The organism is Bradyrhizobium sp. STM 3561 (assembly GCF_045571455.1).
In the GTDB taxonomy this organism is placed as follows: Bacteria; Pseudomonadota; Alphaproteobacteria; order Rhizobiales; family Xanthobacteraceae; genus Bradyrhizobium; species Bradyrhizobium vignae.
In genome coordinates, this window is record NZ_CP120696.1 from 261,561 (window position 1) to 285,052 (window position 23,492).

At 58.4% G+C, this 23,492-nt stretch carries 18 protein-coding genes; 11 read left to right on the forward strand and 7 right to left on the reverse strand.

What is annotated here, in order from left to right:
- Positions 1-11 precede the first annotated feature (11 nt).
- Positions 12-995, forward strand: coding sequence for a hypothetical protein (locus tag P6U28_RS40655; RefSeq protein WP_407123305.1), 984 nt, complete (start codon positions 12-14; stop codon positions 993-995).
- 545 nt (positions 996-1,540) lie between these two features.
- Here P6U28_RS40655 and P6U28_RS40660 read toward each other — a convergent pair.
- A complete protein-coding gene (locus P6U28_RS40660) occupies positions 1,541-2,185 on the reverse strand; it encodes a TetR/AcrR family transcriptional regulator (protein ID WP_407123306.1) in 645 nt (214 codons plus the stop codon).
- A gap of 938 nt (positions 2,186-3,123) precedes the next feature.
- Here P6U28_RS40660 and P6U28_RS40665 point away from each other — a divergent pair.
- The 5 genes from P6U28_RS40665 (at position 3,124) to P6U28_RS40685 (ending at position 8,058) form a co-directional block, all read left to right on the forward strand.
- On the forward strand, positions 3,124-3,921 hold the full coding sequence (locus P6U28_RS40665; RefSeq protein WP_407123307.1) for an ABC transporter ATP-binding protein: 798 nt from the start codon (positions 3,124-3,126) through the stop codon (positions 3,919-3,921).
- Positions 3,918-4,631 carry an ABC transporter ATP-binding protein gene (locus P6U28_RS40670; RefSeq protein WP_407123308.1) on the forward strand — a complete coding sequence of 238 codons (714 nt, stop codon included), beginning with the start codon at positions 3,918-3,920 and terminating at the stop codon, positions 4,629-4,631. Before P6U28_RS40665 ends, P6U28_RS40670 begins: the two co-directional genes overlap by 4 nt.
- A gap of 13 nt (positions 4,632-4,644) precedes the next feature.
- A complete protein-coding gene (locus P6U28_RS40675; protein WP_407123309.1) occupies positions 4,645-5,523 on the forward strand; it encodes a branched-chain amino acid ABC transporter permease in 879 nt (292 codons plus the stop codon).
- A gap of 2 nt (positions 5,524-5,525) precedes the next feature.
- The gene (locus P6U28_RS40680) at positions 5,526-6,539 is read left to right on the forward strand and encodes a branched-chain amino acid ABC transporter permease (RefSeq protein ID WP_407123310.1); all 1,014 of its coding nucleotides are present in this window, start codon (positions 5,526-5,528) and stop codon (positions 6,537-6,539) included.
- A gap of 289 nt (positions 6,540-6,828) precedes the next feature.
- The gene (locus tag P6U28_RS40685; protein WP_407123311.1) at positions 6,829-8,058 is read left to right on the forward strand and encodes an ABC transporter substrate-binding protein; all 1,230 of its coding nucleotides are present in this window, start codon (positions 6,829-6,831) and stop codon (positions 8,056-8,058) included.
- A 44-nt stretch (positions 8,059-8,102) separates the two neighbouring features.
- Here the strand turns inward: P6U28_RS40685 and P6U28_RS40690 are convergent, their stop codons facing one another.
- From P6U28_RS40690 to P6U28_RS40705, 4 genes are all read right to left on the reverse strand, one after another.
- Complete coding sequence (locus tag P6U28_RS40690) at positions 8,103-8,357, reverse strand: hypothetical protein (protein ID WP_407123312.1); 255 nt, start codon at positions 8,355-8,357, stop codon at positions 8,103-8,105.
- An 805-nt stretch (positions 8,358-9,162) separates the two neighbouring features.
- The gene (locus P6U28_RS40695) at positions 9,163-10,008 is read right to left on the reverse strand and encodes a 4Fe-4S dicluster domain-containing protein (protein WP_407123313.1); all 846 of its coding nucleotides are present in this window, start codon (positions 10,006-10,008) and stop codon (positions 9,163-9,165) included.
- 15 nt (positions 10,009-10,023) lie between these two features.
- Positions 10,024-13,053, reverse strand: coding sequence for a molybdopterin-dependent oxidoreductase (locus P6U28_RS40700; RefSeq protein ID WP_407123314.1), 3,030 nt, complete (start codon positions 13,051-13,053; stop codon positions 10,024-10,026).
- 515 nt (positions 13,054-13,568) lie between these two features.
- Positions 13,569-14,573 (reverse strand): VOC family protein, encoded by a 1,005-nt coding sequence (locus tag P6U28_RS40705; RefSeq protein WP_407123516.1) that lies wholly within the window; start codon positions 14,571-14,573, stop codon positions 13,569-13,571.
- A 164-nt stretch (positions 14,574-14,737) separates the two neighbouring features.
- Here P6U28_RS40705 and P6U28_RS40710 point away from each other — a divergent pair, with 164 nt between their 5' ends.
- The 4 genes from P6U28_RS40710 (at position 14,738) to P6U28_RS40725 (ending at position 19,028) form a co-directional block, all read left to right on the forward strand.
- Entirely contained in the window at positions 14,738-15,913 is a 1,176-nt protein-coding gene (locus tag P6U28_RS40710; RefSeq protein WP_407123315.1) for an ABC transporter substrate-binding protein, read from the forward strand.
- 54 nt (positions 15,914-15,967) lie between these two features.
- The gene (locus tag P6U28_RS40715) at positions 15,968-17,710 is read left to right on the forward strand and encodes a thiamine pyrophosphate-binding protein (RefSeq protein WP_407123316.1); all 1,743 of its coding nucleotides are present in this window, start codon (positions 15,968-15,970) and stop codon (positions 17,708-17,710) included.
- A gap of 459 nt (positions 17,711-18,169) precedes the next feature.
- Positions 18,170-18,694, forward strand: coding sequence for a flavin reductase family protein (locus P6U28_RS40720; RefSeq protein ID WP_407123317.1), 525 nt, complete (start codon positions 18,170-18,172; stop codon positions 18,692-18,694).
- 10 nt (positions 18,695-18,704) lie between these two features.
- Positions 18,705-19,028 (forward strand): hypothetical protein, encoded by a 324-nt coding sequence (locus P6U28_RS40725; RefSeq protein WP_407123318.1) that lies wholly within the window; start codon positions 18,705-18,707, stop codon positions 19,026-19,028.
- A 618-nt stretch (positions 19,029-19,646) separates the two neighbouring features.
- On the opposite strand, the gene P6U28_RS40730 is transcribed toward P6U28_RS40725, so the two are convergent.
- A complete protein-coding gene (locus tag P6U28_RS40730; protein WP_407123319.1) occupies positions 19,647-20,810 on the reverse strand; it encodes an LLM class flavin-dependent oxidoreductase in 1,164 nt (387 codons plus the stop codon).
- 649 nt (positions 20,811-21,459) lie between these two features.
- Here P6U28_RS40730 and P6U28_RS40735 point away from each other — a divergent pair.
- A complete protein-coding gene (locus P6U28_RS40735; RefSeq protein WP_407123320.1) occupies positions 21,460-22,323 on the forward strand; it encodes an alpha/beta fold hydrolase in 864 nt (287 codons plus the stop codon).
- A 197-nt stretch (positions 22,324-22,520) separates the two neighbouring features.
- Here P6U28_RS40735 and P6U28_RS40740 read toward each other — a convergent pair whose 3' ends face one another.
- Positions 22,521-23,399 (reverse strand): LuxR C-terminal-related transcriptional regulator, encoded by an 879-nt coding sequence (locus tag P6U28_RS40740; RefSeq protein WP_407123321.1) that lies wholly within the window; start codon positions 23,397-23,399, stop codon positions 22,521-22,523.
- Between the last annotated feature and the right edge of the window lie 93 nt (positions 23,400-23,492).

Below are 23,492 nucleotides of genomic sequence, written 5' to 3' on the forward strand. Positions count from 1 at the left end.
CAGTGGCTCTCGTGGGGATGCTGCAATCAGTAGAAACTGTTTCAGCAGCGGACGTTCCACAGCCGCCGGTCAAAGTTATTCCGCCGAAGAAAGCGGCCAATCCGTTCCCATTCTTCTTCATCAATGACAATCGCCTTACATTCGCCTACGCGCCCGACGGAGCGTCTCCAGGCTTTCCCGGTCGAACGCCAGAAATGACATTTGCCTTCACCCATTTCGACGCGTGGAATTACGGAACCAATCTGATCAATGTGGGGCTTGTGAAATATTCGCAACATGCCCCGGCGTCCCCCTGCACGGTCTCCTATCAGGGATGTGCCGGATCAGTTCTCGACTATGCATCAATTCGAAGCACATTCGGGTTCAACGAGATCTTCGACACCAAACTCTTTACAGCGGCGCCGCTGAGAAACGTTTCGCTTGAGGTGGGCGCCGACCGTGGAATGCGAGATGTCGCATCTGCGCTGAACGTGACGGCGGTCACCGCTGGCCTCCAGTTCGCGTTTGATCTGCCGTACAAAGGCTTCCTGAATGTGGCGCCTCTGGTTTACAAGGAATGGATCTATTCTGGGACCATAACGCCGTTTGGACCATTCCGGCCCGGGGTGCCCGATGGCGTGCTGGAATTCCGCCCGACCTGGGCGGTCGAAGCAAATTACTACATGGATCTTGGCTTTCTACCAGAAACGATTCCGCTGGCGGTAAGCGGCCGTATGCTGATCATCGGCGAAATGGGCTCCGGTTATCCTGCCGGCGCTCTTCCATCCAAAATCTTCGTACCGTCGGCGACGCAAATTTACACCGAGCCGGTCCGACTAACTCTCGATGCCAGCAAACTGCTCTGGGGCAAAACTTACTCGCACGCCTTGGATCTGTGGGTCGCTTACAAGTGGAACCAGAATGTCCTAGGTCTCAACCATGAAACAAGTCCGTCATGTATAGGGGGCGCTTGTACAGCTTCGACGGTATACACGGGCGTGACTGTCAAGTTCTAATGGCCCGTCAGCACGCCTCCAACATTCTTGGATTCCTCCCAAACTTGAATCTCCGGCATGCCCGCCGGAGATTTCCTCTTCTCGCGTGCGCGGAGCAGGGCGGAAGATGGTCAACTCAAGGCCGGTGGTCGTGAATTGCGATCACTTAACGAGATCAATGCGGAGATAAACCATTTCGCGGCTTGTCCATGAGTAGTTGGCTTGATCGCTAATAGCCGACTCGGCGAGCAGCTTGCGGTAGCTGGAAGCGAACCAGGTCGGGCGAAGGAATTACAGGTCGACCAATGCAACAGGCGAAATTCGGCGCTAAGCGTAGGTTTTTCAGGTTACCTCCCGCTGTCGTCGGGGTGCGCAATCACCTGGTCTCCGGTACGTCGATCGTTCAACGAAATAGCGATGAGGACAGATGCGTTCCAAGTTGGACGGATTTCTGGTTCGGGAAGATCTCCGTGCGGCCGACGCCTTGTGATCCTATTGGCGAAAAGCACGTAAAGCCGAGCCGCACACTTTTCACGTCCGACCCGAAATGAGTGCTTGACCTTAGATCAGCGCTTTTTCGCGAGACGGACAGGAGCGTCAATTTGTGAGCGGATCATCGACTGTGCCATACGGATGACGGCTTGCAGGTCTATCGAATCAGGGTCCGCCAGCCATTGTAAGGCGACGCCGCGTAATATCCCCTCGATCACGACCGCTAGGCTTTGCACATCGACTTTTTGGGCTGAAGCGGACGCAGCCAATTCGGCATTGATAGATTCAATGATACCCGCCCGAATAACCGCGTTTGTCTCGGCAACAGCTGGTCTGAGGCCCGGGGTGGCTGTGACGGCTTCAACCAAAATGGTCAGCATGGCTCGTGCATTGGCGTCGTCGTCATGAAGCATCTTGAGCAGACCTAGAACCGACTCCGGCGCGCGCTTACCTTTGTTCGGGGGGAACAATCGTTCGGTCATCTCCTCCCTGATCGTCGAGACCACCGAACGCATGCAAGCTTCTTTCGAGCCGAAATGATGGCCTACCAAAGCGCGGCTCAGCTTCGCTTCCTTGCCGATCTCAACTAACGAAGCCTTTGCATAGCCGCGCGTGCTCAATAGTCTAATCGCTGCCTGCACGAGCCGAGACCGGGATTCAGCGCTCCTCTCAGCTTGCGTTCTTCTTTCTTTCAACATTCCCGCTTTCGTCCCATCCATTGTCTGATTTAACGAGCCAACCCGCGTGATCGATGAATCTCGTTCTAGGCGAAACCATCTCTGAAAACCATATTAGCTGCCCAGGATATTTGGCACAAACGGCACTACTGGTCAGCCACTATGCACTTCGCGATAACGCGATCCGACATCTTGGATCGTCCTTCGTCTCACTTCCAAAGCCTGATTCGGCTGGTAGCTCTACCGTGGACACAAGGGCAGAAACAATGTGGCGCAACCAGTGTGCGGCGATGCCGGAGAGATGGGAGGCCCGCATGAGATGGCAGATCAAGTGTCGCATCCAGTCGTTCTGGAATTCCCGCTAGTCGGAAATATGCTTGTACGAGACGTTCGGCGCATTCACCGGTGGGGCCCCGCGTCCGGCCGATCGATGCTCTTGACCCTTGCGGGTGGCTTGGAAACCACTCGTGTACGTCAATGTGTTGCTCAATGAGCTCATTGGAGCCAATGAATGCGATAGAGCCGTCCGAGGTTGGGCAAAGATTATAGGACGCTGCGGCCACTTGCGGTCGCGAGCCACTGGGCGCCAGGAACTTGCTGATTGACTGACAAGTAAATCTGATAGAGAATAGATTGTTCATAAAGCTAAAAACAACGAACGGAGGTCGCTCAATGTACAGCTCAAAAGCCAATACGTGGCGGTCAAGTACGACAGGTTCGCAATCATTTGGCCTCGAAGAGCACGTGCACGGCTGGCTTTAGTCTGCAAGTTGTCGTTGAGCCGCCTCGCGACCGCTCGATCATTGATCAATAATGTGGGGAAGTGCCTAAAGCGAGGTGCACTGCGTAGCTGTGTCGTTGCCGAAACAGCGTGAAAGGAAGCGGGCGAGGGGAGGGCTTTCGTTGAACCTGAAACGCATGGGGCCGTGCACCCGCGCGGGTTTCTTGTTCTCACCGCCCGAGCACGCAGACGAGACGAGATGACGCGGGCACAGCTGGTGCAGGGGACATCGCCTTTGCTCGCGGTTCGCGACGTCAGCGTCGTGTTCGGCGGCATCGTCGCGCTCAACGGTGTGTCCTTTGACATGCACAAGGGCCAGATCCTCGGATTGATCGGCCCCAACGGTGCCGGCAAGACCACGCTCTTCAACTGTCTCTCGCGGCTCTACCAGCCGTCGTCCGGCGACATCCTGATGGAGGGCGCGAGCATCCTGTCGCGGCCGCCGCACCGGATCGCCGAGATCGGCATCGGCCGCACCTTCCAGAACGTGGCGCTGTTTCCAAACCTGTCGGTGATGGACAATGTCCGCGTCGGCACCCATGCCCGCACCTCCTCTGACATCATCAGCGACTCGCTGCGCCTCGCCTGGATCCGCCGCAGCGAAACCGACATGAACAAGAAGGTGCACGAGATCCTCAGCTATCTCGATCTCGAGGACGTCGCCCACACCACTGTCTCCGGCCTGCCGTTCGGCACGCAGAAGCGCGTGGAGCTGGCGCGGGCGCTCGCGGCCGATCCGAAGATCCTGCTGCTGGACGAGCCCGCCGGCGGCCTCAACCACGAGGAAGTCTACGTGCTCGGCGACCTCATCCGCCGCATTCGCGACGAGCGCCACATGACCGTGCTCCTCGTCGAGCACCATATGGGCCTCGTGATGTCGATCGCCGACCACGTCGTCGCGCTCAATTTCGGCAAGAAGCTCGCGGAAGGCACGCCCGCGCAGGTGCAGGCCGACCCCGACGTCATCAAGGCCTATCTCGGGAGCAAGGACCAATGACGACACTGCTCAACGTCAAAGACCTGCGCGCCTATTACGGCCAGGTCCAGGCGCTCCATGGCCTGTCGTTCTCGCTCAACGAGGGCTCGCTGACGACGCTGCTAGGAGCCAACGGCGCCGGCAAGACCACCACGCTGCGCGCGATCTGCAACATGGTGCGCTCCACCGGTGGCATCGAGTTCGACGGCAAGCCCCTCAACAACCGCTCCACCGAGAGCATCGTGCGGTTCGGCATCGCCCACGTGCCGCAGGGCCGCGGCACATTCACCAACATGACGGTGGAGGAGAACCTCCAGCTCGGGGCCATCACGCGCAAGGACAGCGCCGGCATCGTCTCCGACATCGAGTGCATGTATGCGCATTTCCCGGTGCTGAAGCAGCGCCACACCCAGCAGGCCGGCACGCTCTCCGGCGGCGAGCAGCAGATGCTCGCGGTCGCCCGCGCGCTGATGCTGCGGCCGCGCCTGATGCTGCTCGACGAGCCGTCCTTCGGCCTTGCGCCCCTCGTCGTGCGCGACCTGTTCGGCATCCTCGGCAAGATCAACCGCGAGGACAAGGTGTCGATCCTGGTGGTCGAGCAGAACGCCCAGCTCGCGCTCGCGCTCGCCGACCAGGCCTATGTGATCGAGACCGGACGGATCGTGATGTCGGGCAACGCCAAGGACATCGCGAACAACGAAGAAATCCGCAAATCCTATCTGGGTTACTGAGGGAGCCGGGACAATGGAGCTGTTCACCAACCAAGTCCTGGCTGGGATTGCCACCGGCGCGATCTACGCCTGCATGGCGCTGGCCGTGGTCATGATCTACCAGGCCATCGGCCACCTCAACTTCGCGCAAGGCGAGATGGCGATGTTCTCGACCTTCATCTCCCGGCAGCTGATGCAGTGGGGCGTGCCGTACTGGGGAGCGTTCATTATCACGCTCGCGTTCTCCTTCATCGGCGGCATCGCGATCGAGCGGATCCTGTTCAAGCCGCTGGCCAAGGCGCCGGTGCTGACCAACGTCGCCGGCTTCATCGCGCTGTTCGCGATCATCAACTCCTCGGCCGGCCTGATCTGGGACTTCACTATCAAGCAGTACCCGACCCCGTTTGGCTCCTCGCCGTTCCTCGGCAGCCAGCTGATCTCGACCCACCAGGCCGGCATGATCGGCGTCACCGTGCTGCTGCTGCTCGGCCTCTACTTCTTCTTCCAGTACACCAGGATCGGCCTTGCCATGCGCGCGGCCGCCTCGGTGCCTGAATCGGCCCGGCTCGTCGGCATCAACACCAGCTGGATGATCGCGCTCGGCTGGGGCATGGCCTCGGCGATCGGCTCGATCGCCGGCATGCTGATCGCCCCGGTCGTGTTCCTCGAACCCAACATGATGGGCGGGGTCTTGATCTACGGCTTTGCCGCCGCCGTGCTCGGCGGCCTCACCAGCCCGTTCGGCGCCGTTGTCGGCGGCTTCCTGGTCGGCATCTTCGAGAACCTCGCCGGCACCTACATCCCCGGCGTCGGCAACGAGCTGAAACTTCCGATCGCGCTTGCGCTGATCATCTCCGTCCTGGTCGTCAAACCCGCTGGTCTGTTCGGCCGGCACATCGTCAAGCGAGTTTGATCATGAGCGCTGTCGAAGACGTCGTCACGGAAGATCCGGCCGTCGAGGCCGTGCCGAGGCGAGCCATGACGCTGGGCACCAGCACCTCGGTGGTGGTGCTGCTGCTCCTCCTTGTCGTGCCGGTGTTCGCGAGGAACTTCATCATCTTCCAGATGACAATGCTCTTAGTCTACGGACTTGCTGTGCTGGGCCTCAACATCCTCACTGGCGGCTCGGGACAATTTTCGCTTGGCCACAGTGCATTCTATGCCGTGGGCGCCTACGCAACCGCGATACTGATGGATCGTTACGAGCTGCACTATGTTCTCTGTCTACCTGTCGTAGCCGTATTTTGCTTTCTGTTCGGCTTCCTGTTTGGTCGGCCAGCGCTGCGACTGTCTGGCATTTACGTAGCATTGGCGACTTTCGCCCTCGCGACAGCCATGCCGCAGCTTCTCAAACTCAACGCACTCGAAAACTGGACGGGAGGTGTTCAGGGCCTCGTTGTGACGAAGCCGAACGCACCGTTTGGCTTGACGATTTCGCAGGATCTTTGGTTCTACTACCTCACGCTGGTCGTCGCCATTGCAATCTATGTGCTCTCGTCAAACCTGTTGCGCTCCCGCTCGGGCCGGGCCTTCATGGCCCTCCGCGACAACGATATTGCCGCTTCCGCCATGGGCGTCGACGTCGCACTCTACAAGACGCTGGCGTTCGGCATTTCTGCCGCGATCACGGGTATCGCCGGCGGCCTCGGAGCGATCACGATTCAATTTGTGGCACCGGATTCCTACACGATTAACTTCGCAATCTCGCTGTTCCTAGGGATGGTCGTCGGCGGCGTAGGCTGGTTGCCCGGCTCCCTTGTTGGAAGCGCCTTCATCGTATTCGTCCCAAACATCGCGGAGAGCATCTCCAAGGGACTCTCGGGCGCGACATTCGGCATCATCTTGTTCCTAATCATTTTCCTGATCCCGCACGGAGCCAAGCAGATTGCTTTTCTCGCTTGGCGTTGGGCCGACAATCTCCGCGGGTGAGCGGCGAGCGGATCTTTATTCTCGATGAGAGGCATGACGATTTGTTTGGATCCCTTTCCGCCCGCCGAGCCCCGAATGCGGTCAAATGATGTGCCGGAGGAGCGCAAGAGGAATGGAGTTGGCGCGACAAGTCAGTGCAGCAAGCGGCCTGATATTGGGGAACATCACAAAGTCAGTCGGTGAACCACGATTAAGCGCAGCACCGAGTCCGCATCCGAGCGGAGAACACCGGTACTAATTGTCGCCGCGGCGTGCGGCATTGAAAAGCTTGGAATATGGGAGGCAGCTCATGAGGATTGGTCTGATGCAACTCGTTAGGGGAGGAATGCTATTAGGTGCCATCGCGATCGGTGTGGCACACGTCCATGCAATCCAGGCGGCGGAACAGTATGGTCCAGGATACACAGAAACAGAGATTCGCCTGGGAAACTTGATGCCTTATAGCGGACCCGTATCAAGCCTTTCGGCGATAGGGAAAACCGCTGCGGCCTACTTCGAAATGATCAACAAGCAGGGGGGCGTGAATCATCGCCTGATCAAGTTTATCTCCTACGATGATGCTTATAGTCCTCCCAAGGCGGTCGAACAGGTTCGTCGGCTGGTGGAGAACGACGACGTCCTCGCGCTTTTTCAGAGTCTCGGGACACCCACAAATGCTGCGATCCAGAAGTATCTGAATGCGAAGAAAATTCCGCAGCTCTTCGTCGCGACCGGCGCCTCCAGGTTCAATGACCCTAAGGCGTACCCCTGGACTACGGGCTTTACTCCCACGATTGAAGCGGAAGCAGCCTTCTATGGGAAGTTCATTCGTGAAACCCGACCCGACGCAAAAGTGGCAATAATCTATCAAAACGACGATTCGGGTCGTGAGGCGATCAGAGGTCTCGAAATCGGATTGGAGGATGTCGGTTCCGAAAAGATTGCTGCGAGAATTTCGTACGAACCGACAGATCCTGTCATGGATTCACAAGTCGTTAGAGCAAAAGCCTCAGGCGCAAACGTGCTCGTAGCGTTTGGAACGCCAAAGGCCGGAGCCCAGGTTATCCGTAAGGTTGCCGAACTCGGATGGAAACCGCTCTTCATCGTTTCGAGCTCGCAAACGAATATTGCAACAGTGCTTCAGCCGGCCGGACTCGATAACGCCAAGGATATTTTCTCGATAACATATACCAAAGATCCCACCGATCCGACCTGGAAGGACGACCCAGATGTCGCCGAGTTCCGCGAATTTATGACGAAGTACAATCCCGACGTAGACTTGGCGAATCCGAGCGCCGTGATGGGATATATGGCGGCGCAAACGATGGTTTACGTCCTGAAGCAGTGCGGTGACGACCTCAGTCGGTCGAACGTGTTGAAGCAAGCCACAACTATAAGGGATTTCTCGCCAGGACTTCTCCTGCCCGGGCTGAAGGTAAATACGTCGCCGAACAACTACGTAGGCATTCGCGAATTTCGAATAGAACAATTTGATGGAGCGCGCTGGCAATTGCGAGATCCAAGATCTTCGCCTCTGTGACCGGCAGCCGATGCGCTACTTGCCGTGGCTCGCGGCCCGACGAATTATGAGGCGCTGTCTGAAGTGCGCATTTCGTATGTCCTTCGAATCGCGAGCGTCGCATCTGATATCCAGTCGATGACCTTGCCTGTGATCTGGTGAGCTACATCGACGATACGCTTGGCGCTTTGATGTTTAAACCTTGCAGCAAGCGTTCCGCCGCACCAATCTGGTGCGGCGTGTGGATGTTTCAGTGTGCAGCACGACGGGATGCGGTAGTTGTCGTGATCTAGGCTACCGCAAGACTTGGTCTTGTTCATCGTGCGACCCGGTTTCCAGGCCTGTCCGTAGATTCGGCGACGCTTGACCGAAGGGCCGCTCTCAAGAGCGGGTACCTCAAATCGAAGGGGTTTGACCCAAGAGGATCAAAAATGCCTGCGGGATCGACTGACACTCTGTTCCCCCTTACGCCCGCCCCATCCAACAAGCTCGGTATCTGCGGCTTGAAATCGAGGGCCACGAGACCGGATCTCTGCTCTTAATTGAGCTCCGCACTTGTCCGCGGTCGATCTTCTCTCCCGGCTGGCAGCGCATGCGCCCGCTCAGTTCAGTGGCCGTCAGCGGCGTATGGTGCAGCGGTTGGTGACGAATTGGCGATCAAAGGCCCCTCGAGAGCTCATCAGAAGCACAGAAACCATACTATCGGTCCAAGCTTCGTGGCTCGGTCTGTAGATGCCACGGGTTGCTTCGCCGAATCACCGGAAGCCGCTCGCTCGCTACGGCGCTCTGGAGGGCGCGCTTCGCGAGCGTGCTCGGAGCCGCGGCGTCCAACTTCGGCGACAGCTGGGGCGCTTCGGTAACATTGTTAACTGAGGCAATGCGGGGGGCCGTTTTCCATGGCACGCGACGGGTGGCGCCAGCGGATTTATTCCCAACTACACGCGAAAGACATGTTGTGGCCCGGTGGGTTTCGACATTCGAGGTCGACATTGATCAAATGTCTCGTTTGACTGTGGTCTCAGCGCCCGGATACCCAAGAGAAGGCGTAAGAGCAAAAGTCCGAATTTTCGGCAAGGCGATCGCTCTCAGCCGGGCAAAAACACAATGGCAGGTGATAGTTGCGGCCTAGGTCGTTTCAGCCAACTGGATTACGCCAAGATAGAGACTCTGTTCGAGCTTGAATCGTCGTGATACAACGTCACTGTCTCCCAAACACAAGACTAATTCAGCGGGACTGGGATTTAGATTTTGAATCTTGAAGTCTCCGAACACATCGGATTCAGTTTGGCCAACCAAGACGCCCTCTTTCAGCAGACGCACAGGCACGCCCGGCTTGCATTCCTCCACGCCCCCGACGTTTTGCACGATAGTCCCTCCCACAAACGCTGACGTAAATCGCTTCAAGTTTTGGTACAGGACACGAGGGCGCGACTTCAGGGCCGGCCGCAGATCGGACACGGTCCCGGTTGCAAGTAGGCTTTCGTATTCCTGATCAGACATTTTGAGCGCGCGCATAGCTCCTGTTGGACACGCTTGCGCTGCCCTGGGCGCGGTCCACCCCTGATCAATCAGATGCGCATCAAAGTTCCAGTGTTGAGGCACCTCCTCAATCTCGTTCCAATGAATGGCTCCATAAGGGCAGGCCTCCACCATACTCTTGCATCCGCGGCTTAGGTCTGGATCAATCAATACGATCCCGTCGGGCCGTCTCCGTACGGCTCCCGGCGGAGCAGCCGCAGCACAAGGAGGATCAGCACAGTGCTGGCACATGACGGCGAGATAGGCGACGTCGACCATATCTCCTTGCCCGCGCTCATTTGTGTGTATTTCTATCCACGCATGGCCGTTAGCGGCCATAGCGGCGGAATAACCGGGAAAGCTATTTCCGACGTGCTCATCTTGCGTAGCGAGCCGGCAGTTATTGCAGTTCGTGCATCGCCCGACGTCAAATAAAAGCGTCCACTTGTCCATGGCAAATATCCTGAGTCATCGGCAAACGGTTGATTCAGCGAATGCAGCCTCAATCTCGGCCAGGTCGCACCGTTCAATGTCAACTAGGCACGCACTGGCGGCAATAGAGTGCGAATTTGCGATCATGGGGCGCTTCGACGTCAGCGTATTGAGCGAACCGCCGCGGTCCATGATACCTGCCTGGCTTACAATCGGCTCGTAGCGCGCCGACGATTCGTAGCCATGGACCATGCCCCGTCCCAGCCGCGCCGTCGGAACAGCGACGCAGATAACGCTACCTCGGTCATTATAGACGCGGACCAAATCATTTTCTTGGATGCCGCGTTCGATCGCATCACTGATGTTGATCCTCAACACCAAGTAATAAGAATTGCCGACCTTTCTGCGGTGATCCCTCACTTCATTGAGAAAGCCACTCTTGCCATCGTTATGCGAGTGGAAGCTGAAGCGTGGATGGGGCGTGATCAGCTGAAACGGATAACGTTCATGCCGCTCGGAATGATAACCTTCCCACGAGCGCTGATACTTGAGAATCGGTGAACGCTCCTCGTCGTGAGGATCGTACGTTGCAAGACTCTGACATTCGAACTCGAATTTCCCGCTCTGAGTCTGAAAGCCGTTTCTGAATTGTCCGGCATATTCGCTTGCAAGCGGAGAAGGCTCAGGTGTGTCCTTTGGACGTCCCTCATAGAACCATCTGAACGCGACCGGAGGCCGGTGTTCGGGGCTGGGTGGCGGAACGACATAGTAACCGCGCTTTAGGAACCTTCGCCACGTTATCTTCTTGGACAAGTCGGACGCCTCGAACATGCGTTGGACCCAGCCGAGTTCATCCATGCCTTCGGAGAAGAGGGCACCTAAGCCGAGTTTCCTGGACAACGCATAGAAAATTTCATAGTCGGATCGCGATTCACCCAGGGGCTCTATGCATTTGTGCTGGAGCGTGATCACTCGATGGTTGACTTGGGCATGGCCGTGATGTCCATATCCAGCCATGTTGGCCCACTCACTGATGTCCCAACGTTCGAAGCTGGTGCAGGCAGGGAGAATGATGTCAGCGAAGCGGCTCTCCCCCTCATTCCAGATTGATTGATTGACGACGAACTCCAGGTTGGGAGAACGATACATCTCAACGTAGCGATTGCTTCCGGACATAGTCCCGAAATTGGAGCTCCCGTATTTGTAGATCATTCGGATCGGAGAAGCGCCTGGTGCTGGATAGCGAATTTTGGCGAACTGCCCGCCGATCGACCGCCCATCGCGGGGGAAACCTTCTGCCTTCCCCGTAAGTATAGCCTCGGGCAACTGCATTCTGGGCACTTGCTGCTGCACCGAATTCATCGTCGGCAGATGAGGCATGCGCTGATACAGCGCGATGGCTGCGCCCGTATTAGTCAAGTCCCCAGAGATGCCGCCGTCCGCGTATCCCGGGAACCAAAAGGTGTGGTCGATAGGCGTTCCAAACTGAAGGTTTCCGAAATTGACCCCCTCGCGTCCAAAGCCTTGTAGGGCAAGAAGGCAAACCATCGAACGCGCCCATTGCACACCTGTCGGTGCCCGTCCGGCACCTCCAAAGCCGTTACCCCAACCACCAGCTGCGAGATATGTGCGCTTGCGCCCCCATTCTCGCGCCAAGGCGCGAACGGTTCGCGCTGGCACGCCGGTCTCTTCCTGCTGCCACTCGGGAGACTTTGCGACACCGTCCGTGTAACCGAGGATGTAATCCTTCCAGGTTTCGAACCCCTCGGTACGACGACGCACGAAATCCCTATCGTAGAGGCCTTCCTGTATCCAAATGTAAGCGATTGCGAGTGCCATCGCCGTGTCAGTGCCTGGCCGGGGCGAGATCCACTTTCCGCCAAGGAAGGCGGCGGTGTTGTTGAGGTAGGGGTCGATGTGGACGGTCGGGATACCAAGCTCTCGGATCCAAAGTCGCCGAACTGTTCCCTCCTGCCCACCGTAAAGGCCGTTCGTAGCCTCCGGATCGCTCGACCAAAAGACCACCATCTCCGCGTGCTTAAGTAGATCCTCTACAGTGCTGTAGGGCTCCGCTGTTCCCAGGCGCATGCTTTGGCCCCAATGATGCATCGCGCCCCAAAACCAGCCCTCCCAACTGTCTGGATTGTGATTGACTTTGGTATGGCCGACTAGGTTCGCAAAACGATAGAGGCTGCTGAGCCAGTATCCAATATTTCCCCAATTGTGGTGTGCGGGATGATTAAAAGTGATTGCACTGGGACCATGCGCAGACTTCAGGCGGATGATCTCTGATGTAACAATATTGAGCGCTTCATCCCACGAGATACGCTCGTATCCAGACAGTCCGCGTTGACCGGGATTGCGTTCGCCATGTGGATCAAAATCAATACGCTTCATCGGATGAAGCAGGCGATCGGGGGAATAGACGAGTGACTTCCAGGTCAAGGTATGAGGCGAAATCGTTGCCTGCCTGGGCGGCACGAAACGCTTCCCGCGCGCTTCGATAGCCCACGATGGGCCGTCTTCAGCCGTGAGATCGATGGGCGTGATACGCACGATTCGCCCGTCTCGTACCCAGACGTGGCAAGGTCCACCATTGGTCATGGAAGTGAAGCGACGCGATCCATCCATCATTGCCTCGCCAACAGGCCAAGGAACCCGCGCCGCGGCCATGATCAATTGCACAAACCAGCAGGCAAACTCCTCCGGCCCATCCAGGGTCAGTTGGAAGTTCTTTTGGGCGTTAACCTGTTCCAGCCAATTGATAGGCGGCATCATCAGTCTGGCCCCGAGTGAGGCGGTCTCAAGCGTTAACACCGCGTCAGGATTTGCATGGAGTCCTGCATGCGTCCGGACATCCTTTCCGGAAAAGACGAAATAGCGTGCTACGCGGCCGTCCCTTGTTCGGATCTGCGCAATGCCCTTCTTTTCCCGAGTTCGCGCTCTGAAACTGCGATCGACTGCCGAGCGGCTGCGGAACAGCAAGGAGAGCGCGCGGAGGATCGCGCTAAACTTGATCTCATCTAACGCACCGGCTGCCCGGCTAAATCCGCCTCCCGCTGTCATTGGTGGCACCGCCTCTAGTTACTCAGGATGTAATCCGATTATGGATCGTGAAATCGGCTAAGGATGTCAAGGGTGGTGGCTCCCATCTTCTGGTCGGGGACAGGTGCGCTAAGAACAATGTCTGGGGGGACGCGTCAAACCATGAAGACGATGGCATCGGCGGCGAGTTCGATGAGCCCTGATGGACAGGGCGGCGTAGTTTCTATCTCAAACAGAAAAGGGCCTGCTGACGGCTTCGGCCAAGACGTGACACCTGCACATAGCGCGCTTGTTTGGCGCGCGAGCATCGACCGGTAAGCGCACCAATTTTTGACGCCCAGAGCCAATTGGTCGAGGCCGTAAGCATTGTTGATGTGGTGGGGAATATAGTCGTTCAAATGACAGCGGGCCCGCAACATCGCTTTTCAATGTGATGCGCCGCCTCTCCCACAGCTTGGGGCGCAGCCCAAAGATTAGCCAGTCAGTTCAGAAGAGCGACCTCCCACCCTCGGCACGAACGCGGGGAATTAGGCCGTTCAACTTCGTTCTTCGAGGAGTGTTTTATCGACCCAGGGACAAACCCCTGGGCTGAGCCGATAATTGCCGTCCATGACGTTAACCGGGTGACGTATACCGTCACGCGCAGCCTGCATTCGCATCTCGCGCGCCTCGGCCTGGCGTTCGGGCGGCAGCCATGTTCTCTCATGGCCCCACAAGCTGGGTCCCTCGGGGACTTCTCCGCCTGTCCAGTCAGGGTCGACGATCCGTCCACCCCACCCATACTCCACCATGAACCGTGAAGGGCTGAAGGAGTAGAACGAAGTCATGTAGTCATTGCTGTGCCGACCGAAAGTTGCGCCGATGCCCTCAGGTTGCGTGAGCTGAATGTCATAGGCTTGGCCTACATCGTCCAGATTGAACAACTCCATCATGATGTGGTGTATTCCGTTTGTGCCGGTCTCTAGCAGCGCCAAACTGTGATGTCGCTGATTGACATGAAAGAAGTAAATCCGAAATGGGCGTGTGAAATAGTCACTGAGCTTAAAGCCCAGGAGATCTCGATAAAACGGGATCACCGCGTCAAGCCGATCGACGCTTAGCACGATGTGGCCCATTCCCAACGCTCCAGTCACAAAGCCGGACAAATTTCTTCCAGGTACGAAATTGTCTTCGGCGACCTGCGGTCCGTAAAACGCTTCCAGCCGGTTTCCAACGGGATCACTGAATTCGATTAGTCCCGTGACGAACCGCTGCATCGCCAAGCTCTTGCTCCCCATGCGAACGGTCACGCCGGCGTTATCCAGACGCGCAGCAAGATGATTTAAGGCAGTCGCATCCGCAACTTCCCAACCGAAGAAGTCAAGCCCTTCGCCGCTTGTCTCATTAACGATGAGCCGCTGACGGCGATCATCCATCCGAAAAGCGCGGGTTGATCGACTCCGGTCAACTTCCTGTAAGCCCAGGAGATTGAGCGCATACGACGACCAGTTTTCGAGTTGTTGTGACCGAATCCCGACGTAGCCAAGTCCAGTAAGCGCCATAGCGAATGCTTTCGTTGGTCCCTGCCGTTCGCGTCCCTCCATTCGGAAACGCGATGCCGGTCATTTAGGGGGTTGACGTAAAAATTATATATAGCGTAATTGGATTACGGATTTGAGTCAACGATGCCTTTCTTTGAGATGAGCCGCAGTTTCGGATCAAGCGAATGAAAATCATTGCTCTCGCAGCAGCCTTAGCAATCATCGGCGGCCCGGTGTCTGCAGGCCAATCATCTATCAAGATCGGAATTCTTAATGATCAGAACGGTCCGTTTGCCGACTTAGGCGGCCCGGGGACCGTCCTGGCGGCCCGAATGGCGGTTCAGGACTTTGGCAACAGCGTTCTTGGAAGACCCATCGAAGTCGTCACGGCCGATACACAAAACAAACCTGACAATGCAGCGAGCATCGCCGCTCGCTGGATCGACGTCCAGGCCGTCGATGTCATTGCGGGCGTTCCCGTCACTTCCGTCGCGCTCGCAGTAAAGAATGTCACCGAGCGGAAGGGGCGGATCTTGTTGGCCACTGAACCGGCGTCAACTGAGATCACCTCCGATTGCCCCAAATATACTGTGCATTGGATGGACAATACCGATGCGCTTGCGTCTGGGACTGTTGCAGCAGTTGTAAAGGATGGCGGAAAGAAATGGTTCTTTCTCACCGCGGATTTTGCATTCGGCGCGACGATGGAAAGCGCCGCTCGCAAAAAGATCGCTGAGCTTGGAGCCCAGGTTGTTGGCGAGGTAAGATATCCTGTCGGAACTTTTGATTTTGCTTCATTCCTACTTGTTGCGGCAAACTCCCCAGCTGATGTGGTGGGCGTGACAAGCGTTGGGGCGGACACAGCTAACGCGGTTCGCCAAGCCGCCGAATTTGGTTTGTCGAGCTACGGCAAGAAGGTCATCGTATTTCTCACGTTCCTAACTGAGATCAACGCGATCGGCCTTGATCACGCGCAAGGCGCGTATGTTACGACCGGCCTTTACTGGGACGAGAATGACGCCACACGCAGTTGGTCAAAGAGATACTTTGCCAAGATGTCGAAGATGCCCACGCAGGCGCAAATGAACACTTATGCGGCCATCATGCATTACCTCAATTCCGTCAAACAGGTGGGATCCGACGATCCACTCAAGGTTATGGGGGCCATGCGCGCAAGCCCTGCCGACTATTTTGGAAAGCGGGCCTCGGTTCGAAAAGACGGGCGCGTGCTGTACGATCTCCAATTGTTTCGGATCAAGGCTCCTCGTGAGTCAAAGTATCCCTGGGATTATCTCCGGCCGGTCCGGACCATCAACGCGAACGAAGCCTTCGGTGATGGACCTCCAGGTTGCAGAGAGTGACGACATGGCGTTGTCAAGCCTGTCGCTGTTTGTCTTAATATGAGGAGTGCCGAAATGGCTGGAGAGTTGCCGACCTCTGATAGATCTATTGCCGCCGACCCCGGTCCTGAGCTCAGCAACGCCGAAGTCGTAGCTCGAACAATCGAGGCTTACGGCGCGAAACACCTGTTTACCCTGACAGGGCATCCGCAAGATCCAATTGCTGCCTTGTCCGAAGCCAAGCAGACCAAGGTCGTGCTCGCGCGCAGCGAGAGATCTGCCGTTTTTATGGCTGATGGCTATGCAAGGTTCAGTCGAAAGCCGACGTTCACTTACGCTCAATTCGGACCCGGCGTCACCGCTACGGTCGGCGGCCTGTCGGACCCATACTGGGGTAAGAGCCCAGTCGTCAGCCTGAGCAGTTCGGTGTCCACTCTGACACGAGGTCGGTTCGCCTATCAAGAGATTGACCAGGCCGCCTGCGTCGCTCCCGTTACGAAATGGCATGGCGAGGTTGCTGAGGCAAAGCGCATACCGGACATGATAACGCGCGCCGTAATCGAGGCCATCAGCGGAATACCTGGTCCGACACATCTCGACATTCCTGCGAACATCCTGCAGGGCAAGTTCCCCGGAAAGCCTGATTTGCGTGCCGCAAAGCGCTTTCTCGAGTTTCCCGCGTTTGCCGTTGCACCGTCGACCGCAAGTGTTGAGGCAGCCATTCGACTTCTTGTGGCGGCGAAACGTCCGGTAATTTTGGCAGGGGGCGGGGTTGTTCTGGCAAACGCGCATCATGAACTCACGGAGCTTGCCGAACTTCTCTCGATTCCTGTCCTGACAACGATACCCGGGAAGTCGGCTATCCGAGGCACCCATCCTCTCTGTATAGGTGTAGCGGGCGTGTATTCGCGTAAGGTGGCAAATGACGTTCTTGCGGAAGCGGACGTTGTGCTGGCGATTGGCACCAAGCTCGGCGTCATGGGCACAGCGGATTTCACTTTGCCGACCCAAGGCACGAAAATCATTCACGTCGATCTCGATGCACGGACGTTGGGCCGAACGTTTGTCGATGAGGAATTATCGATCGTCGCGGACGCCAAATCCGCTCTCCAAATGCTCATTGAAGCCGCGAGATCCACTCCAGGCAAGGAATGGACGTTGGGTGCTCAGGCGCGATTGCAGACGTGGCAGCAAGAGTTTGCGAGGCTGGCAAGCGTCCAGATGATAGACGGTGCTATCAACCCGCGCTTTCTCATCAAGCAGTTAGACGATTTCCTCTCGGAGACCGATATTGTGGTGGCTGACACCGGCTTCGCCGCAGCCTGGGCCGGTGCATTGCTCGATCAGAAAGGCGTGGGGGACGTCTTCTACCGAGCCGCTGGCTCACTAGGGTGGGCGTTCCCCGCGGCCATCGGGACACAAATAGCAGCCGGCTCGTCTCGGCGGGTCGTGTGCCTAACCGGCGACGGCGGTTTGGGGTATCATCTCAGTGACCTGGAGACGGCGCTGCGCGCCAACGTACCGACCATCACGGTAGTGTTGAACAACTCCTCCCTCGGCTTCGAATATATGGGTCATAAATTGCGGCACGGACACGTTGAGGATGATCTTCATCAGTTCCGTACAACCGACTACGCAGCAATCGCGCGCGCCTTTGGTGCGTTTGGCGAACGAGTGGAGAACCCGGCTGATATCACACCGGCGCTTCGCCGCGCATCGGAGTCGGGAAAACCGGCGATCTTGGACGTGGCGATTTCGAGGGAAATTGCTGCTCCGACCCGTCGGTTCGAAGTCTTTGAGGGAATTCGACCGATATAGTTTCAGGTACTTAGGTTGTCCCGGATCTTACATCGGATTGTCGAATGCGGCCTAAGCTTTTGGTGCGCGCCACGGCGAAGTTGTGACGCACCCGAATATCGCCGGCAAACAGCAAGCCGGCGACCCCGAAGGCGGAGGCACGACCACGCATGTCCGCATCCGAAGCGACACAAGATAGGATGCGTCGAAATCCAGGTCTGTTTTGACGGGACGGCAAGCAAGTTCGGATCGCCTTCAGCGCGCGATCATCACTTGGTGTCGTCCCTGAAGGTGGGGACAGCGCCAGTCGAGACACTATCTTATAGTGGTCCTCGGCGGGAGTGCCGGAAGCGGGGGTGGGAATATCGGGCCGCGCTCGAGGGTCTTCCTTCCCCAGTTTCGGCGCGGACAGCACGCGAGCGCCAGTGCCCTTCGGACGAACGTGGGCTACGACTTCGAATGATTGGGGGAGGAGGACACATGGACTCCATTGACTACAAAGCCGGCATGCGTAGGCTCGCCGGGACCGTCTGCGTGGTGACCACCGACCGGTCATCGGAGGACCCCGCGCCTCCAGCGGCGCCGGGTGGGCTTGGCGGGCTGACGTCCACGGCCGTGTGCAGTCTCAGCGCCGACCCGCCGCGGCTGCTCTGTTGCGTAAATCAGAACAGCAATACGGCCGCCGCCATACGGGCCAACGGCGTTTTTGCGGTCAACGTGCTCGCAGAAGAAGACGAGGAGGTCGCCAGGCAGTTCGCAACGGGTCTCCCAGCGCACCTGAAGTTCAAGGCAGGGGCATGGCGAGTCGGGCTGACCGGCGCGCCTGTGCTGTCCACGGCATCGGCAGTATTTGACTGCCGCGTGCGTCGGATTACCGAAGAAGGCAGTCACTTGCTCGTCATCGGTGACGTTGCCGCGGTGCACGCGGCCGGAAACGGCAAGCCGCTACTCTACGCCCATGGCGCCTATGGCCGCTTGGCGCATGTATCTGCCCTGGTCGGCTGACGAGTCCTAGATGGACGACGCGGCCGTGACGAATGCTCCGGAAGGCGCCCTTCCGTTGCTGGCGACTAGGTGCCCACTCCGAAATCAACCTATTCCATCCGAAGTTCAGTTCTGCTCTGGCGCAAGCTGGACGATGCATGCAGCCTTGAGGAATTCGGAATGGTGTGCTTCCCAGCACGTGTTGTTGGCCTCAAATGGCGTCGCGGTTCAGACGGCCGACGAGCGTTGCGACGAGCGCGCGCTTCGTGATTTAATCAAAGCGCTGCTGATGAAGCCTTTTAGCCTTTTGACGGCTCAAGCGACGCAGAATCCGCGCCAACAAACTCAACCGTGAGGCCGCGTCCATCCTGAGGGCACCGGCGATCGGCGCGGAATCAGTGCCATGAATAAGTCCGGCTCGCAGCCGCGGACCGGCATCGACACGGCGGTTGCGCTGACCGGCGAGATGTCGTGCGGCTGGCCACGGTCGAGGGCGCCTTCAGGGCGGTGAAGGGTGAAGGCACAGGCTGAACCGATCATCCCGGCGGTTTGGAACGAGTCCGAGCGGCTAGCCGCTCCGGTCCATGATGTCAGGCGGTAACGTCGCCCACGAACTTCTCTCCATCCCAGCGTGTGCTGCCAGCGCACTCCAGAGCCCCTTTCTTCTGTGCCTTTCGGCCAATCGCGATGAGCGCCATTGATCTCACTCCCCGACGTCTCCGGTGTCACCGGCAATCTGCACGACAACCTGAGCTGGGGCATAGCGAGCAACTAGGGCGCGCGGGTCGATCGGTCAATCTGGTTCAGATCGAAAACGGAGACGGTCCCTGTGTGGCGCGCCACACGTCTGATGGACAACGGCCGCAGAGATTTGGCAAGCTCGCGGTGGACGCGCGTCCACGCGTTTGTCGTAATGTGGTCGAACTGGATAGAGATTAGGCGGCCAGGCGCTTTCGCTTGACCGCCTCGATCTCTAGGCGGACGCCGCCAGACCCTTGGATGGGATGAAATCAGGAAGGACGTCGGCCGACTTGAGGATCGGGATCACTTTCTTCCAGAGTTCGGTGTGGTGCGACAACTGCTCTCGATTCAGAGCCACGGACTCGTAAACCGCGATGTTGGCGGCGCCCGTCTTACGGCATTGCTCGATGATGATCTCGGCAACGGTCTTCGGAGAACCGAAGATGTACTCTTCAGGCGAGATCCTCTCTGCCAGGGAAGGCGCGGGCTTAGGCGAAGATCCTGCGCTTGGAATGAATTGGGCGTCTTTGACCCCGGAGGCGATCCCTTCTTTTGTGGGCAGCTGACCGCCGATTCTCTCCAAAACCTTGGCGACCGGCTCCTCATACATTTTGTGCAGGATCTTCGCGGCGACCTCCGAGCATTCGCTGTGCAAGGCTGCGGCTTCGGCATCCGTATCCCAGATCATGACCTGACGCCGGATCAGTATGTCGTCAGGCGTGGCCGGGTGGTTTTCGGCCGCCATCGCCTCGCGATAGGTCTCGCAGAGGCGAGCCAAGCCTTCCGTCGACTGGAAGCCTAGAGCCAGCTTGGCGTTGCGCTTCGCGATCGAGACGACCGATGATTCAGTCTGGGCCGTCGCCCACTCGCGCCGGTAGCTGACCTTCCTGGGGCGCGGCATGGACAATACGTCCTCATAATTGAAATGGTCGCCGTGGAAGGTGACGTGCTTGTTTTGCTTGGCCAACTCGATGAAGCGGGCGGCTTCCGCATGCATCGCCCTGACGTCCTGAGGTGCGATGCCAAGAAACGCGAACTCCGGAGGTATGCCCACTGCGCTGCCGATTTCCAGGCGGCCATGCGTCAGATAGTCGAGCATGGCTAGCTCTTCGGCAAGTCGATGCGGCTGGTGCATGGCGAAGACGTTCCCCAACACGCCCAGCCGCAGCCGCTTCGTCCGCTGAGCCACCGCGGCGACCAGGAGGTTGGGGCAGGGGGAAAGCGTATTGACGAAGTGATGCTCGCTGAAGAACACGCCATCGAAGCCAGCGTCTTCCAAATCGACAAGATGATCAATGTTCTTGTCGAAGGTTTCTTGAACGACGCCTTCGTCTTCGTAGTCGGAATTAAGGCCGTTTCGGACACTCCAGAACTCGAACTGCCACGTCTTGATCATATTCTCGGAACCTCTGTCATCGCGAGCGTCAACCGGCTCTGATTTGTGACGATACCCAAGCGCGCCGGCGGCCACCCGCCGGTGAACGGTATCCAAGCGAGACTAGCGCGCACAATTGGGCCAAAGCCTTGATAGGACCCACCATCTCGGCATCCGTACTGAGGTATATTCCGCATACCGTCCCTGCCCTGTCTGTCCTCCTCCAGGGGGACATCCGAGTGTCCGAGCAACGGAAGCGCATGCGCATGGGTGGGACACTTGCTCGATACGGCTGGCCAAACCCGTCGGTGGCGCATCCTGAGGCGAACACGCTCGAGTTGGCCCGGGAGGCTCCGGCCGGGTCCCCGCGGATGGGGACAGAAGCCTCAATGGGGTCCCACTATTAAGGGGCTCAGCGTGGCCGCGGCGGAAGCGAGGCGCGAGCTGGGCAGCGGGCCGAAAGACCTCGCTACGAACCTAAGTTGGAACGTCTGGTCGAGCTCATTCGCATTCCGGCGAGTCGACTCGGCGAATTCGCAAACCAAAGCGTCGGCCGGAGCTTTATCGTTGACGGCGGCGTGCATCATTCGAATCTTGTGGACGCCGTCTGCAAACCGAGGCGGCGGAGCGGGCGGCACGACTTGACGGATGAGATGAACGGAGCTCTGACATGGACTTTGTAACCGAGACCATCGCCAGGTCCGACCAGCGCGCCATTTCCGTGGACGTTTTCCGTCCGGCCGCGAACGGCGCCGGCGCGACTGTGATCCTTCTTCACGGCGGCGGCTGGAGGTTCGGGGACCGTTCGGCTATGCATGGCTATGCGCGGTTGCTGGCCGAGAAGGGCTTCCTGGCCATCGCCGCGCAGTATGGCCTCCTTCCCGATGTCCGCTGGCCTGGCCAGCTTGAGGACGTCCGCGCCGTGATCCGCTGGGTTAAGGCCAATGCGCCTCGCCTGAACGTCGATCCGGCCAAAGTAGCAACGATCGGCTTTTCAGCCGGCGGCCACCTCGCGTTGTTGGCCGCAGGGACCAGCGACGGATCCGGCTACGAGCAAGTCCTTGGCAACGGGGCCGGCACGTCCGTGGCTGCGGTGGTTTCGTGCTTTGCTCCGCCGAGCCTGACATCCCGTGACTGGCAGGGTCGCCCACCTCAGGTCGACATGCTCCTGGACGGCGGGGGCGAGGAGAGGGCGCGCGCGCTCAGCCCGATCACCTACGTCAACCCGGCCTTTCCCACGCCGTTCCTTCTGGCCGGCGCTGCCGACATTGGGCTTCCTGTGACCGCGACGTTGGGCCTATACGCGGCGTTGAGCGAAGCTGGAGTCCATCCTGAACTGCACATCCTGCACGCCCAGAACCACGAATTTTCGGCGCTGCCGAGCATGATCGGTGGCTTCGTCGACGAGGTAGCGTTCTTCCTGCGCCGCGTGGTTGTCGAGCCCGAGCACTTCGCTGAGGAGGACCGGCGCCTGAACCTCTTCTCCCAACCCGAAAGGCTCAAGGCGTTGCTCGCGGGAAAACCGGCCGTCTGAAGCGCCCTCGACCTGTTCATCGCGCGAACAGATGCAAGAGCTTTCCGGCTTCGGCTCGAGCCTCAAGCGTTTAGGCCCCCGTCTGCGCCGTGTCAGCTACCGGCGAACATTCCAGGCGGTCCGCCAGTCGCGCAAGCCGACCTCAACAACACGCGTCCTGTCTCGCGCGCAGCGATCGAGACAAGCGGAAAGTGCACCTAGTGCCCCAGCGCACCCCGTTTGCGACGCCCATTGAAGGCGCCCGCCATCTGCAACCCGTGCCGCATGCTCCATTCATGCAGATACCACACGAGCAGTTCGCGTTGGCTGCCGATCGACAAGCGCTGATAGGCGCGCTTGCGATAGGTCATTGCCGTTTCCTCGCTGATGCATAGGTCGAGGGCCATTCCGGCGCTCGAAATGCCGTAAAGGATGCGAGCGCAAACCTCGACCTCGCGCCGGGGCAGCTTGATCGAACTCGCTTGCAACGTGGCTTCGATCTCGGACAGCGACGTCAGCGCGAGCGAGGAGTCGATTTCGTCCGACCTCGTCCTCACATGTCGATCAAGAATCGAGAATAGCGTGCCCGCAAACTGCTGGAGGCACTGCAGTTCTTGCGAAGTAATCTCGCCCTGTTCCTCCCGGCGCAAGATGCTCAAGCCGAGTTCCTGGTCCTCCATGCGGCCGCAGAGCAGGATGCGTTCGCCCACATTGGTAACGCCGTAGATCCGATCCCGCAGTTCGGCTTCGGGCATTTTCGCAGTCGTGATATGGCCGAGCGAGTAGCCGTGCGGCCCGATCGCCTTGCGCGTCGCAGCGAGGAAGGAGTCGCCGCGCCAATAGTCTTCGGTCAAATATTGCGACAGCTGGCGATGAGACGTGTCCGTGCCGTCACGGCTGACGGCGACCACCAGTGACGCAGATTCCTTGGTGATGCTGGACAACGAGCAGTGTTGCGCATCGCATGCCACGGCAAGCAGCCCGAGCAGCTCCTGCCCGAATTGCGCCTTACCGATCGCGGAGATCACGTGGGGCAGCTGGTTCAAGGTTACGGTCAACAGTTCCTGGTGCGCCAGGGTAGCATCGCGCCGGACCATCGCATCTCCATCCCGACGGGTCGCAATCTAAATCACGTCCCCCCAGATGGGGACATGGCGTCGGACTCCGCCCTGGTATCCTAGCCAAGCCGC